At 70.9% G+C, this 14,483-nt stretch carries 11 protein-coding genes; all 11 read left to right on the top strand.

What is annotated here, in order from left to right; genetic code table 11:
* The first annotated feature begins 89 nt into the window (after positions 1-89).
* The 11 genes from rsmH to DEJ20_RS07425 are packed head-to-tail and all read left to right on the top strand — an operon-like array spanning position 90 to position 14,340.
* Complete coding sequence (rsmH, locus tag DEJ20_RS07375) at positions 90-1,055, top strand: 16S rRNA (cytosine(1402)-N(4))-methyltransferase RsmH (protein ID WP_111236457.1); 966 nt, start codon at positions 90-92, stop codon at positions 1,053-1,055.
* Position 1,056: 1 nt separating this feature from the next.
* A complete protein-coding gene (ftsL, locus tag DEJ20_RS07380) occupies positions 1,057-1,725 on the top strand; it encodes a cell division protein FtsL (protein ID WP_111236458.1) in 669 nt (222 codons plus the stop codon).
* A gap of 49 nt (positions 1,726-1,774) precedes the next feature.
* Complete coding sequence (locus DEJ20_RS07385; protein WP_111236459.1) at positions 1,775-3,544, top strand: peptidoglycan D,D-transpeptidase FtsI family protein; 1,770 nt, start codon at positions 1,775-1,777, stop codon at positions 3,542-3,544.
* A gap of 14 nt (positions 3,545-3,558) precedes the next feature.
* Positions 3,559-5,205: a Mur ligase family protein gene (locus tag DEJ20_RS07390; protein ID WP_111236460.1), complete on the top strand. Its 1,647-nt coding sequence runs from the start codon at positions 3,559-3,561 to the stop codon at positions 5,203-5,205.
* Complete coding sequence (locus DEJ20_RS07395) at positions 5,202-6,677, top strand: UDP-N-acetylmuramoyl-tripeptide--D-alanyl-D-alanine ligase (protein ID WP_111236461.1); 1,476 nt, start codon at positions 5,202-5,204, stop codon at positions 6,675-6,677. The genes DEJ20_RS07390 and DEJ20_RS07395 overlap by 4 nt, the downstream gene beginning before the upstream one ends.
* Positions 6,674-7,777 carry a phospho-N-acetylmuramoyl-pentapeptide-transferase gene (gene mraY, locus DEJ20_RS07400; protein ID WP_111236462.1) on the top strand — a complete coding sequence of 368 codons (1,104 nt, stop codon included), beginning with the start codon at positions 6,674-6,676 and terminating at the stop codon, positions 7,775-7,777. The genes DEJ20_RS07395 and mraY overlap by 4 nt, the downstream gene beginning before the upstream one ends.
* Positions 7,778-7,781: 4 nt before the next feature.
* A complete protein-coding gene (gene murD, locus DEJ20_RS07405; RefSeq protein ID WP_111236463.1) occupies positions 7,782-9,317 on the top strand; it encodes a UDP-N-acetylmuramoyl-L-alanine--D-glutamate ligase in 1,536 nt (511 codons plus the stop codon).
* Positions 9,280-10,545 carry a putative lipid II flippase FtsW gene (ftsW, locus tag DEJ20_RS07410; RefSeq protein ID WP_111123948.1) on the top strand — a complete coding sequence of 422 codons (1,266 nt, stop codon included), beginning with the start codon at positions 9,280-9,282 and terminating at the stop codon, positions 10,543-10,545. Before murD ends, ftsW begins: the two co-directional genes overlap by 38 nt.
* Positions 10,542-11,639, top strand: a complete 1,098-nt coding sequence (locus tag DEJ20_RS07415) for a UDP-N-acetylglucosamine--N-acetylmuramyl-(pentapeptide) pyrophosphoryl-undecaprenol N-acetylglucosamine transferase (RefSeq protein WP_111236464.1) — start codon at positions 10,542-10,544, stop codon at positions 11,637-11,639. The genes ftsW and DEJ20_RS07415 overlap by 4 nt, the downstream gene beginning before the upstream one ends.
* On the top strand, positions 11,636-13,057 hold the full coding sequence (gene murC / locus DEJ20_RS07420; protein ID WP_111236465.1) for a UDP-N-acetylmuramate--L-alanine ligase: 1,422 nt from the start codon (positions 11,636-11,638) through the stop codon (positions 13,055-13,057). Before DEJ20_RS07415 ends, murC begins: the two co-directional genes overlap by 4 nt.
* The gene (locus tag DEJ20_RS07425; RefSeq protein ID WP_111236466.1) at positions 13,054-14,340 is read left to right on the top strand and encodes a cell division protein FtsQ/DivIB; all 1,287 of its coding nucleotides are present in this window, start codon (positions 13,054-13,056) and stop codon (positions 14,338-14,340) included. The genes murC and DEJ20_RS07425 overlap by 4 nt, the downstream gene beginning before the upstream one ends.
* The last annotated feature ends 143 nt before the right edge of the window (positions 14,341-14,483 follow it).

The raw sequence follows: 14,483 nt of genomic DNA on the forward strand, positions 1-14,483 counted from the left end.
CCAGCCGTGAAGCCCTGACGCCACTTCCCCGGTGTCAGGTCGCATGGATGGGGATCCGGACCCACGGCCCAGGAGACGAGGGGCTGCACATGGCCGACAACGACAGCGAGACGCCACGCTTCCCGCACACGCCGGTGATGCTCGAGCGCATCGTCGACCTCTTCACGCCGACGCTCGAGGGGCCGGGCAAGGTCGTCGTCGACGCCACGCTCGGCATGGGCGGCCACTCCGAGGGCCTGCTCGAGCGGTTCCCGGAGCTCACGCTCATCGGACTCGACCGCGACACCGACGCTCTCGGCATCGCGGGGGAGCGCCTGGCCCGCTTCGGCGACCGCGTCCGCCTCGTGCACACCGTGTACGACGGCATCGTCGACGCGATCGAGGGCGAGGGCTTCACGAAGGTCGACGGCGTGCTGTTCGACCTCGGCGTGAGCTCGCTGCAGCTCGACCGGGCCGAGCGCGGTTTCGCGTACAGCCAGGACGCACCGCTCGACATGCGCATGGACCGGACCGAGGGGCAGACCGCCGCCGACGTCCTGGCCACCTACGACGAGGGCGAACTCCGCCGCATCTTCCAGCGCTACGGCGAGGAGAAGCTCGCCGGCCGCTACGCCCGAGCGATCGTCGAGCGGCGGGCGACGAAGCCGTTCGAGATGTCCGGTGACCTGGTCCAGGTGCTCCACGACGCGACCCCGGTCGCCATCCAGCGTCAGGGGCACCCGGCCAAGCGCGTCTTCCAGGCACTCCGCATCGAGGTCAACGCCGAACTCAGCGTGCTCGAGCGGGCGATCCCGGCGGCGCTGGACGCCATCGCGGTCGGCGGCCGGATCGTCGTCGAGTCGTACCAGTCCCTCGAGGACCGCATCGTCAAGCGGGCCCTGGTGGAGCGCACGAAGTCGAGCGCCCCCGCCGGCCTGCCGGTGGAGCTGCCCGAGCACGCCCCGACCTTCTCCCTGATCGTCAAGGGCGCCGAGCTGGCCGACGAGGCCGAACGCGCCGCCAACCCCCGAGCAACCCCCGTGCGCCTGCGCGCGGCCGAGCGGATCCGGAACTGACATGAGCACGAACCTCGCACTCGTCGACCCTGCGGTCGTCCCGTCGCGGGCCCCGCGCCCCGACCGTCAGCACCGCCCCGAGCTGGTCGAGGTCACCCCGACCGCGGCCCAGCGCCGGGCACGCCCCCGCATCGGGTACGCCGTGGTGGCCGTCGCCGCGCTCGGGATCCTGCTGCTGGCCCAGCTCGGCATCAGCATGGTGCTCAGCCAGGGCGCCTACACGCTCAACTCGCTGTCGGCCGAGCAGACGAACCTGTCCCGCACGCAGCAGTCGCTGTCCGAGCAGCTCCGGGTCCTCGACTCGCCGCAGAACCTGGCCCGCAACGCCCAATCGCTCGGCATGATCGCCAACTCGACGCCCGTGTACCTCGACCCGAAGACCGGTCGGGTGTACGGCACGCCGACGCCGGCGAAGCCCGACGAGGCCACGGCGTCCACCGAGAACCAGGTGCCGAACTCGCTGCTGAACGACGTCCCGCTGGCCACGAAGCCGGGGGACACCTCCACCAGCAAGGAGACGGGCACGACGAGCAAGTCGGGTGCCACGGGATCCACCGACAGCACCGCCACGTCTGAGAAGACGAGCGGCGCCAGCGCGTCGGACCAGGGGACGACGAAGTCGTCCGTAGAGTCCGACGCGAACCCGCTCCAGGCGCCCTCCACCCGGTGACCGGCGGGTCCGCCGCACCCTCAGCACCGCCCGGGAAGGACCGCACCGCGTGACGAAGACGATCCGCAACCGACGCCTGCGCTACAGCATCGTGATGCTCGCCGTGATCGCCCTCGTCGGGGTGTTCGTGGTGCGGCTCGTCGACATCCAGGTCGTCCAGGCGTCGGAGCTGAACAAGGCGTCGGCCCAGAAGCGCAGCATCCCCGTGACGATCTACGGCACACGTGGGTCGATCGTGGACCGCAACGGAACCGAACTCGCCGACAGCGTGACCCGGTACAACATCACGACCTCGCCGCGCCTGGTCAAGCAGTTCAAGGGCAAGCTCGGCGGCACCCGCATCAAGGACGTCAGCGTCGGCACCGCCCTCAGCGCGCTGGCGAAGGCCTCCGGGGGCGACGTCGCGACCATGCGGAAGAACATCGCCGCGAACCCGAAGTCCGACTTCGCGTACCTGGTCAAGGGCCTCGACGTGCAGCACTACGAGGCCGTGCGGGCACTCGGCATCCCCTGGCTGTACCCGGAGCCGCAGGCGGCGCGGGTGTACCCGACCGGCGCGACCACGGGCAACCTCACCGGCTTCATGGGCACGGACGGCGCTCAGGCCGGCCTGGAGTACTCCTACAACCAGTGCCTGGCGGGCACCAACGGCTCGGAGACCTACGAGCGCGGCGAGGACGGCGTGCAGCTCCCGGGCAGCACCGTGACCACGAAGAAGGCCAAGGACGGCGGCACGCTCGAGACCACGATCGACAGCGACCTGCAGTACATGGCACAGCAGACCATCGCGTCCGCCGCCAAGACGCTGCAGGCGGAGTCCGCGACGGCGACCGTCACGAGCGTCAAGACGGGTGAGCTGCTCGCGGTCGCCGACTACCCGACGGTGGACCCGAACGACGTCGACGCCACGACCGACAAGGGCGCCTTCGGCTCCCGCGCCCTGACGGCGTCGTACGAGCCGGGCTCCACGATCAAGGCCGCCATCGCCGCCGCGCTGCTCGACCAGGGCAAGTCGAGCCCGACCGACCAGGCGGTCGTGCCGTACTCGCGCACGTTCCCCTGGGGCGGCACGATCCACGACTCCGAGTTCCACGCCACCGAGAACCTCACGCTGACCGGCATCCTGCAGAACTCGTCGAACGTCGGCATCACCGAGCTCGGCGCACGGCTGACAGCACAGCAGCGCTTCGACTACATGAAGAAGTTCGGGCTGTTCGAGCCGGAGACGGCGATCGACTACCCGGGCCAGCCGTCGATGGACTACGGCACGAGCCCGAACTGGGACCAGCAGACGAACATCAACTCGATGTTCGGCCAGGGCATCTCGACGACCGCGGTCCAGGTCGCGAGCGTGTTCCAGACGATCGCGAACGACGGTGTCCGGATCCCGCTGCACTTCGTCAAGGGCTGCACCACGGCCGACGGCAAGACGATCGACGCGCCCGACGTGCAGAAGCAGCGGGTCGTCTCCGCAGCAGCCGCAACGCAGGTCACCGACATGCTGCAGAGCGTCGTCACGGGTGGCACGCTGGTGGGCATGAAGCCGATCTCCGGCTACAACATCGCCGCGAAGACGGGGACCGCCGAGGTGGCCGAGGGGTCGCAGGGCTACGGCGGTCAGCGCATCACATCGGTGGCCGGAATGGCACCCGCCGAAGACCCCCAGTATGTTGTCACGGTGACGTTCACGAAGCCGCAGACCAACAAGTGGTCCAGCGGAGCGGCTCCGGCGTTCCGCACACTCATGTCCCAGGTGCTCGAGAAGTACCGAGTAGCCCCCTCCGCGTCCGAGGCGAAGCTCTACCCGTCCACGTGGTGAGGAAGAAGGAACACTTGTCCGCACGGATCCCCCCGGTCCTCCGACCCGAACACCCGACCCCGAGGGCCGTCTCCGAACTCGCCAACGCGTTCGGTCTGCGAGTCGTCGGCTCGGTCGACAGCATCGAGACCACCGGTGTCACCCTGAGCGCCACCGAGGTGCAGCCGGGTGACCTGTTCGTCGGCGTGCACGGTGCGAACCGGCACGGCGCACAGTTCGCGACGGAGGCCGCCGAGCGCGGCGCCGTCGCCGTCCTGACCGACCAGGACGGCGCCGCACTGGTCGAGCCGTCCGGGCTGCCGGTGCTCGTCGTCGACGACCCCCGCGCCGCCCTCGGCGACGTCGCGGCGTGGGTCTACCGCACGCACCCCGACGAGGCCACCGACCTGCCGCAGCTGTTCGCCGTCACCGGCACGAACGGCAAGACGAGCACGTCCTACATCCTCGAGGGCATCCTCAAGCAGCTCGGCCTGGTCACCGGCCTGAGCTCGACCGCCGAGCGCCACATCGGTTCGCTCAGCGTGACGAGCCGCCTGACCACGCCCGAGGCCAGCGAGATGCACGCGCTCCTCGCCCGCATGCGCGAGAGCGAGGTCCGCGCGGTCGCCGTCGAGGTCAGTGCCCAGGCCCTCAGCCGGCACCGCGTCGACGGCATCGTCTTCGACGTCGCGGCCTTCACGAACCTGTCGCACGACCACCTCGACGACTACGCCGACATGGAGGAGTACTACCAGGCGAAGCTCCCGCTGTTCCAGCCCGAGCACGCCCGTCGCGGCGTCGTCTCGCTGGACACCGACTGGGGCCACCGCGTGGTGCAGGACTCCCGCATCCCGGTCACCACGATCACCGTGCACCCCGACGTCGAGGCCGAGTGGCACGTCGACATCGTCGAGGCGCACGCCGCCTACACCGAGTTCCGTCTGACCGGCCCCGAGGGCCGCGGACTGACCACTCGTGTGCCGCTCATCGGCTGGCACATGGCGGCGAACGCGGCACTCGCGATCGTCATGCTCGTCGAAGGCGGGTTCGAGCTGGGTGCCATCGCGCACGCGCTGGAGAGCAACCACCGTCGCTACCCTGACGAGGACGACGCGAGCGAGCGCGACGGCGAGACGCACCGCGTCTCCGCCATCGAGTGCTACCTGCCCGGTCGCACCGAGCGCGTCTCCGGCGAGCATGGCCCGAGCGTCTACGTCGACTTCGGCCACAGCGCCGACGCCTTCGAGAACACCCTGGCCGCGGTCCGGCAGTTCACCTCCGGCAAGGTCCTCATGCTGTTCGGCGCCGACGGCGACCGCGACACCACGAAGCGCGGCGACATGGCCCGCGTGGCGGCGGCCGGCAGCGACATCCTCGTCGTCACCGACCACCACCCGCGCTTCGAGGACGCCGCGTCGATCCGGAAGACCCTGGTCGACGCCGCACGTGCCGCGTACCCGGACCACGAGATCCACGAGGTCAGCCCGCCCGAGGCGGCGATCCGCACGGCCGTGAGCCTGGTCGGCGAGGGGGACTCGATCCTCTGGGCCGGCCCGGGGCACCAGGACTACCGCGACATCCAGGGTGTCCGCACGCCGTACTCCGCCCGCGACGAGGCCCGCGCGGCCCTGCGCGAGGCCGGCTGGGAGCCGAACTCCGGTCCGGCGGAGGACGTCCGATGATCGCCATGACCCTCGCCGAGATCGCCACCGCGGTCGGCGGCGAGCTGATCGGCGGCGCGCAGGCGACCGACGTCGCCGAGCCCGGCGACCTGGTCGTCGAGGGCTCGGTCGAGACCGACTCCCGCCTGGTCCGCCCCGGCAGCGTCTTCTTCGCCCTGCCCGGTGAGGTCACCGACGGCCGACGCTTCGTGCCCGCTGCGGTCGACGCCGGTGCCGCCCTGGTGATCACGCCCGAGCGCGTGGACACCACCGCGCCGCAGATCGTCGTCGCCGACGGGTACGAGGCCCTCGCCGTGCTCGCGCACGAGGTCGTCACGCGCGTCCGGATGAGCACCGCGGACCGCGTCGACGCCGATGGTCGCCCGGCACCCCTGCGGGTCGTCGGGATCACCGGCTCGAACGGCAAGACGAGCACGAAGAACATGCTCCGCACGATCCTCGAGCAACACGGCGCGACCGTCGCGCCCGAGGGATCGTTCAACAACCACGTCGGCGCGCCGATCTCGATGCTCCGAGTGACGTACGACACCCGGTACCTGGTGGTCGAGATGGGCGCGAGCGGCGTCGGCCACATCGCCAAGCTCGTCTCGATCGCCGAGCCCGACCTCGGCGTCGTCCTCAAGGTGGGCCTCGCGCACGCCGGCGAGTTCGGCGGCATCGAGGCGACGCAGCGCGCGAAGTCGGAGATGGTCACCGACCTGCCCGAGACCGCCACGGCCCTGCTCAACGTCGACGACGACCGCGTCGCGTCGATGCGCGACCTGACGGCTGCGCGCGTGGTGGGCTTCGGCACGTCGGCCGAGGCCGACTACCGCATCACCAGCATCGAGACGGACCGCAGCGGCACCCGCTTCACCCTCACTGCGCCTCCAGGACAGCCTGGAGGCCCGGATCACGTCGACGTGCGCCTCGCGATCCTGGGTGAGCACCACGCGATGAACGCGTCCGCCGCGCTCACCGTCGCCCACCTGTGGGGCGTCCCGCTCGCCGACGGCGCCGCGGCGCTCGCGTCGATGACGCGCGCCGAGCGCTGGCGCATGGAGCTGCTCCAGGGCGGCCCCGAGGGCGTCACCGTCATCAACGACGCGTACAACGCGTCGCCCGACTCCACCGCGGCGGCGCTGCGGACCCTGGCGCAGATCGTGCGCCCGGGGGAGCGGACCGTCGCCGTGCTCGGTGAGATGGCCGAGCTCGGTGAGTACTCCGTCGAGGAGCACGACCGGATCGGTCGGCTCGTCGTCCGCCTCGGCATCGGACAGCTCGTGGTCGTCGGCCGCGGCGCGATGCCCATCCACCAGGCCGCCACCCTCGAGGGATCGTGGGACGGCGAGTCCGTGTACATCGAGGACGTCGACGACGCCGTCCGTGCCATGCAGGAGATGCTCCGCCCCGGCGACGTCGTCCTCGTCAAGTCCTCGAAGTCTGCCGAACTGCGATTCCTCGGCGACCGCCTCGGAGGTGTCACCGAATGATCGCGCTCCTCGTCGCCGGCGCCACGTCGCTGGTGTTCACGTTGCTGCTCACCCCGTCCTTCATCAAGCTCTTCCACCGTCTCGGGTGGGGGCAGTTCATCCGTGACGACGGTCCGCAGTCCCACCACACCAAGCGCGGCACCGCCACCATGGGCGGCATCGTCCTGATCATCGGTGCGGTGATCGGGTACTTCGTCGGCCACCTGGTCGGGCGTGACTCGATCACGCTGTCCGGGCTGCTCGTGCTCTTCCTGATGGTCGGGCTCGGGTTCGTCGGCTTCATCGACGACTTCCTGAAGGTGCGCCGTCAGCGGAGCCTCGGGCTCGGCGGCTGGGCCAAGATCCTCGGCCAGGTCATCGTCGGCGTCATCTTCGCGACGATCGCCCTGGTCGTGCCGACGTCCAACGGGAAGCCGCCGGCGTCCACGATGATCTCGGCGATCCGCGACGTGCCGTGGCTCGACTTCATGGCGCTCGGCACCGTCATCGGCACCGTGCTGTTCCTCGCCTGGATCGTCCTGCTGACGGTGTCCACGTCGAACGGCGTGAACGTGGCCGACGGGCTCGACGGCCTGGCCACCGGGTCGAGCATCCTGGCGATCGGCTCGTACGTCATCATCGGCTTCTGGCAGTCGAACCAGATCTGCGGCGGCGCCCGGCTCGACTCGAGCACCGCACACGCCTGCTACACCGTGTCGAACCCGCTCGACCTCGCCGTGGTCGCGGCCGCGGTCTGCGGTGGGCTCATCGGGTTCCTCTGGTACAACACCTCGCCGGCGCAGATCTTCCTCGGCGACACCGGTTCGCTCGGCCTCGGCGGTGCCCTGGCCGGCCTCGCGATCCTCAGCCGCACCGAGCTGCTGCTCGTCCTCATCGGTGGCCTGTTCTTCATCGTCACCGGCTCCGTCATCCTGCAGCGGGCCTACTTCAAGATCACCCACGGCAAGCGCATCTTCCTGATGAGTCCGCTGCACCACCACTTCGAACTGAAGGGGTGGGCCGAGGTGACCGTCGTCGTCCGCTTCTGGATCATCGCCGGGCTCTTCGTCGCGGCGGGGGTCGGACTCTTCTACCTCGAATGGATCGCACGCGTTGGTTGACCCGGTGTCCTCGCCGTCCCGCCTCCAGTCCCTCGACAGCTGGTACTCCGAGGGGTGGAAGGGGCTCAACGTCGCCGTCCTCGGCCTCGGTGCCACCGGGTTCTCGGTCGCCGACACGCTCGTCGAGCTCGGCAGCGAGGTGACGGTCTACTCGTCCGACGCCCCCGCTGACAGCGTCGAGCTGCTCGACGTGATCGGTGCCCGGTTCCTGCAGACGCCGCTCGACTCCGTGCCGGACGCCCTCGTGCAGCAGGCACCCGACGTCGTCATCGTGTCGCCGGGGCTGCCCCCGCACAACGCCACTGTGCAGTGGTCGGTGACGAACAGCACCGTCTGGGGTGACATCGAGCTCGCCTGGCGCGTGCGCGACAAGGTCGTCCGCGGCCCGGTCGCGGCCCCCTGGATCACGATCACGGGCACGAACGGCAAGACCACGACGACACAGCTCACGACCGCGATGTACGAGGCCGGCGGCCTGCGTGCCGTTGCGTGCGGGAACATCGGCGTGCCGGTGCTCGACGTCGTCCGCGACCCGGTCGGCTACGACGTGCTCGTCGTCGAGCTCTCGAGCCACCAGCTGCACTACGCGGCGACGTCCGGTGACGGCGCCGTGGTGCCGCTCGCGAGTGCCTGCCTGAACATCGCCGACGACCACCTGGAGTGGCACGGCTCCGCCGAGGCGTACCGCGCGGCGAAGGCCAAGGTCTACGAGCGCACCGTGATGGCGTGCGTCTACAACACCTCGGACGAGGCCACCCGGCGGATGGTGCAGGAGGCCGACGTGGTGGAGGGCTGCCGTGCGGTCGGCTTCACCCCCGGTGTCCCCGCTCCCGGTGACGTCGGCATCGTCGAGGACGTCCTGTGCGACCGGGCCTTCAACGAGGACCGCCGCAACAGCGCGCTCGAGCTGTCGACGATCGCCGACCTCGAGGCCGCCGGGCTCGCCAGCCCGCACATGACCATGAACGTCCTGGCCGCCGCTGCCCTGGCCCGTGCCGGCACCGTCCAGCCGAGCGCCATCCAGTCGGCCGTCCGGGCGTTCCGCGCCGATCACCACCGCACCGAGCTCGTGGCCCAGGCGGACGGCATCACCTGGGTCGACGACTCCAAGGCCACGAACCCGCACGCCGCCACCGCGTCGCTCGCGTCGTTCGAAACCGTCGTGTGGATCGTCGGCGGGCTGTTCAAGGGCGTCGATGTCGACGGTCTGGTCGAGCGCTTCGGCCCGGGTGTCCGCGCCGTCGTGGTGATCGGCACCGACCGGACCCCGGTCCTCGAGGCATTCGCGCGACACGCGTCCGCGGTCCCGGTGCTCCAGGTCGAGACGACGGACACTGATCAGGTCATGCGCGAGGCGGTCCGGCATGCCGCATCGGTCGCGAGGCCGGGCGACACCGTCCTCCTCGCCCCGGCGGCGGCGTCGTTCGACCAGTTCGGCTCCTACGCCGACCGGGGGCAGCGTTTCGCGGCCGCGGTCAACGAGCACCTGGGAGGAGAAGTCGATGGCGACGACACCGACGGATCTTCCGAACAGCCGTAACGGCCGGACCGCGTCGACCCCGCGACGGACGAACGGCGCGATCGTCGCCGTCAAGAACGTCTTCGTCGCGGAGTCCAGCACCTTCTACACGATCCTCGGCGTCACGCTGTTCCTCGTCGTCTTCGGCGTCGTGATGGTGCTGTCCTCGTCGAGCGTCGAGGAGTACGCGGCGACCCACGACTTCTTCGGGGCGGCGTCCCGTCAGGGCCTGTACGCCGTGCTCGGCGTGCCGCTCATGCTCATCGCCAGCCGGGTCCCGACCCGGGTCTGGCGGAAGTGGGCGATGCGGCTGCTCGGTGCTGCGCTCGTCCTGCAGCTGCTGGTGTTCACCCCGCTCGGCATCGACATCCAGGGCAACCGGAACTGGATCGAGCTCGGGTCGTTCACCGCGCAGCCGTCCGAGGTCGTGAAGCTCGGGCTGGTGCTCGGCATCGGCGCCATCATCTACGTCAAGCGGGACAAGCTCGACGACTGGAAAGAGGTGTTCATCCCGATCGGGATCGCCTCGATGCTGTCGCTCGGGCTCGTCGTCCTCGGTGGTGACCAGGGCACCGCGATGGTCATGCTCATCCTGGTGTTCGGTGCGCTGTACATCGGCGGCGTCCGCGCCCGGCACCTGCTCGTCGGCCTCGGTGCGTTCGCCGTGATGCTGCCCTTCGTGACGATGGCCTCGGCCTCGCGATCCACCCGCATCAGCGCCTGGTTGTCCGGGTGCACCGACACCAGTCAGTACCAGGACATCTGCTGGCAGCCCGTGCACGGCATGTGGGCGCTCGCGTCCGGCGGCGTGTTCGGCGTCGGCCTCGGCAACTCGAAGGCGAAGTGGTCGTGGCTGCCCGAGGCGGACAACGACTACATCTTCGCGATCATCGGCGAGGAGCTCGGCCTGATCGGCGCCGTCGTGGTGCTCAGCCTGTTCGTGGTGCTCGCCGTCGGCATGATCAAGATCATCCGGCAGTCCCGCGACCCCTTCGTGAAGACGGTCACGGGTGGCATCCTGGCGTGGATCATCGGTCAGGCGCTCATCAACATCGCCGTCGTGCTCGGCCTGCTGCCCGTGCTCGGCGTGCCGCTCCCACTCATCTCGGCCGGTGGTTCGGCCCTCATCATGACCCTGGTGGCGATCGGCGTCGTGCTCTCCTTCGCCCGTGACCTGCCCGGCAAGAACGACCCCGGCCTGACGAACGCCCCACTCGGCCGGACCTCCACGAACGGATCACTGCGGTGAGCAAGTACCTCTTCGCCGGCGGCGGCACCGCCGGCCACGTCAACCCCCTGCTCGCGGTCGCCGACCGGCTGACCGAGCGGGAGCCCAGCGCCGAGGTGCTCGTGCTGGGCACCGCCGAGGGCCTGGAGTCCCGTCTCGTCCCGATGCGCGGCTACGAGCTGCTGACGATCCCGCGCCTGCCGTTCCCGCGGAAGCTCAACGGTGCGGCCCTGCGCTTCCCGCAGCGCTTCGCCGCGGCGGTCAAGCGGACCGAGCAGATCATCCGCGACCACGAGATCGAGGTGGTCCTCGGGGTCGGTGGCTACGCGGCCGCTCCGGCGTACATCGCCGCGCGCCGGACCGGCACCCCGATCGTCGTACACGAGCAGAACGCCAAGCCCGGGCTGGCGAACCGCCTCGCCGCCTTCCTGACCGAGCACGTCGGCCTGACCTTCTCGAACACGCGCCTGCGCCACGGCCGCGTCGTCGGCATGCCGCTCCGTCGCGAGATCGAGTCGCTCGACCGCCGCGCCGTCCGGGCCGAGGGGCTCACCGAGTTCGGGCTCGACCCGGACCGTCCCGTGCTGCTCGTGACCGGTGGCTCCTCGGGCGCGCGGAGCATCAACCGGACGATCAACAAGTCCGCCGCCGCCATCGTCGGAGCCGGCTGGCAGGTCCTGCACGTCGTGGGTGCCGCGTCGGACATCGGCCCGAGCGACCTCGACGGCTACCACGTGCTGCCATACTGCGACCGGATGGACCTGGCGTACGCGGCGAGCGACTTCGTCGTGTCGCGCTCCGGCGCCGGCATGGTGTGCGAGCTGACCGCCGTCGGGCTGCCGAGCGTGCTCGTGCCGTACCCGGTGGGCAACGGTGAGCAGCGCCACAACGCGAAGGACGTCATCGACGCCGGGGGAGCCGTCCTGGTGGCCGACGGGGAATTCGACCAGGACTGGGTGACGTTCCAGCTGCTGAGCATCCTGCAGGACCGCTCCCGCATCGCGGACATGACCGTGCGGGCGGGCAGCGTCGGCCACCGCGACGGCGCCGACCGGATGACCGACCTGGTCCTCGACGCCGCGAAGCAGGCCCCCAGCACCACGGAGGAACGATGACCATCAAGCCGGACCTGACCCAGCCGATCCCGGACGACCTGGGCACGGTGCACTTCGTCGGCATCGGCGGCGCGGGCATGAGCGGGATCGCGCGGATGTTCCTCGCCGCCGGGCACCGCGTGACGGGCAGCGACTCCCGCGAGACGGAGACGACCGGCACGATGCGCGACCTCGGCGCGACCGTGCACATCGGTCACGACGCCGCGAACGTCGGGCAGGCAGACACCATCGTGGTCACGAGCGCCCTCTGGCCCGACAACCCCGAGCTCCTCGAGGCGCAGCGCCGCGGTCTGCCGGTGCTGCACCGCTCGCAGGCCCTCGCCGCCCTGATCGCCGAGCACCGCCTGGTCGCGGTCGCCGGTGCGCACGGCAAGACCACCTCGACCGGCATGATCGTCACCGCGATGGTCGAGCTCGGCCTCGACCCGAGCTTCGTCAACGGCGGCGTCATCCAGTCCCTCGGCACGAGTTCGGCTCCGGGTTCCAGCGACCTGTTCGTGGTCGAGGCCGACGAGTCCGACGGCTCGTTCCTGCTCTACGACGTCGCCGTGGCACTGATCACCAACGTCGACGCCGACCACCTGGACCACTACGGCAGCGAGGAGGCCTTCACCGAGGCCTTCGTCGAGTTCGCCGCGAAGGCGAGCGAGCGCGTCGTCATCTCGAGCGACGACGCCGGTGCGAAGACGGTCACGGCCGGCATCCGCCAGCGCGCCGACGCCCCCGAGATCGTCACGTTCGGCGAGGCCGTCGACGCGGACGTCCGCATCGAGGGCATCACCGAGTCGGCCGGCGTCGAGGTCGACTTCCGCGCCGGTGGTGAGGCGTACCACCTGACCCTCCGCGTGCCCGGCCGCCACAACGCGATCAACGCCGTCGGCGCCTTCGCGGTCCTGACCGGCCTCGGCGTCGCCCCGGCCGACGCGGTCCGCGGGCTCGAGGCGTTCGGTGGCACCCAGCGCCGCTTCGAGCTGCACGGTGTCGAGCGCGGCGTCTCGGTCTACGACGACTACGCGCACCACCCGACCGAGGTCGCCGCGGCGCTCAAGGCCGCCCGCAACGTCGTCGGCGACGGTCGCATCATCGCGATCCACCAGCCGCACCTGTACTCGCGCACCCGTCTGATGGCCGGCGACTTCGCCAGGGTGTACGAGGAGCTCGCCGACCACACGGTCGTGCTCGACGTCTACGGCGCCCGCGAGGACCCGGAGCCCGGCGTGACCGGCGCCCTGGTGCAGGAGCGGTTCGCCGACCAGTCGCGCGTCGAGTTCCTGCCCGACTGGGACGAGGCGGCGGCCCGCGCGGCCGCGGTCGCCCGTGACGGCGACATCATCATGACGCTCAGCTGCGGCGATGTGTACCGGATCATCCCGCAGGTGCTCGGCGCCCTGGGCACCGACGGAGCGTCGTCCCGGTGAAGCGCCCCGAGGGGTTCGACGAGGGGGACGCCCGCAGGGACGCCCCGGCCGAGGCCGCGGAAGCGCCCCGTCAGCGTCGTGGTCCCTCGAAGCCGCGGCTGCCGTTCCGCGGACGCGTCGCCGACGACCGGGAGGCCCGTCCCGCGTCCGCCCCGGACGCCCCGGTCGACGAGACGGTCGCCGACACCGCCGAGCCCACCCCCGCGGACCGGCCCGCCGCCGACACGTCGGGTCCGCACTGGGACCGCGTCGGCGCGTTCGCCGGCGCGGCCGGACGCCGGTTCGGCGCCGGGCTCTCCACCGTCGCCGACCGCCTGCGCGAGTACACCCCGAACGAGGACCACCGGGACCCGGAGGCCGACCGTCGCGACGCGGAACGCCGAGCGGCCTCGAGCGGTGGAGCCGACCACGACGCGACCGTGACCGACGTGCTCGATGCGGGCAGTGCCTCCCGGACCGACCAGCACACCGAGGCGCCCATCGGGGCGCGGGTGCGCGCTGCCGAGACCGCCCGCGAGGCGCGCATCGCGAAGCGACGCCGCCGGCTGCTCGAGCGTGCCGAGGTCCGCCGGTTCACCCGGCGCAGCCGGCACCGTCGCGCCGCGTGGATCACGGCGGCGAGCGTCGTCCTGGTGCTCGGGGTCTCGATCCTCGTCGCGGTGTTCTCCCCGCTGATGGCGCTCCGCACCATCGAGGTCAAGGGCACCAACCGCGTCGACGAGTCTGCGCTGCGCCAGGCGCTGTCCGACCAGATCGGCACGCCCCTGGCCCGGCTCGACTTCGACGCGATCAAGCGGGACGTCGCCGGGTTCCCGCTCATCGAGAGCTACGTGACCGAAGAGGCCCCGCCGCACACGCTCGTCGTCACGGTGACCGAGCGCACGCCGGTGGTCGCGGTGCGCTCCGGCAGCACCTTCGACCTCGTCGACCCCGCGGGCATCGTCGTCCAGTCGTCGCCGAAGCGCCCGGCGACCATGCCGCTCGCCGACATCGCCCGCGCGCGCCTGGGGTCCTCGAGCTTCCGCACGATGACCGAGGTCGTGCTGGCGCTGCCCTCGACGGTCCGGTCCCAGGTGACGCGCGTCGCCGGGTCGACGGCCGACGACGTCACCCTGACGCTCAAGGACGGCTCGACCGTCGTGTGGGGGAGCCCGGACGACTCGGTCGCGAAGGCCGAACTGCTCGCCGCGCTGGTCAAGGACCACGCGGCACGGAACCCCGGCGTCGTCGTCGAGTACGACGTCTCGGCACCGGACAACGGCGTCATCCGCGCCAAGGACTGAATTGCCGGACCTGATCGGCGACACGCGGCGTGGCGGGGCGACACTGCGCCGAACGCACCCGTAGCGTCGGAGCCAGCACCACATCTACCAGCATTGCCCCTGAACTTCAAGTAGAGGTTGAGGGTTCTACCGGAGGCCTGACT

The sequence above is a fragment of the Curtobacterium sp. MCSS17_005 genome (assembly GCF_003234225.2).
In the GTDB taxonomy this organism is placed as follows: Bacteria; Actinomycetota; Actinomycetes; order Actinomycetales; family Microbacteriaceae; genus Curtobacterium; species Curtobacterium flaccumfaciens.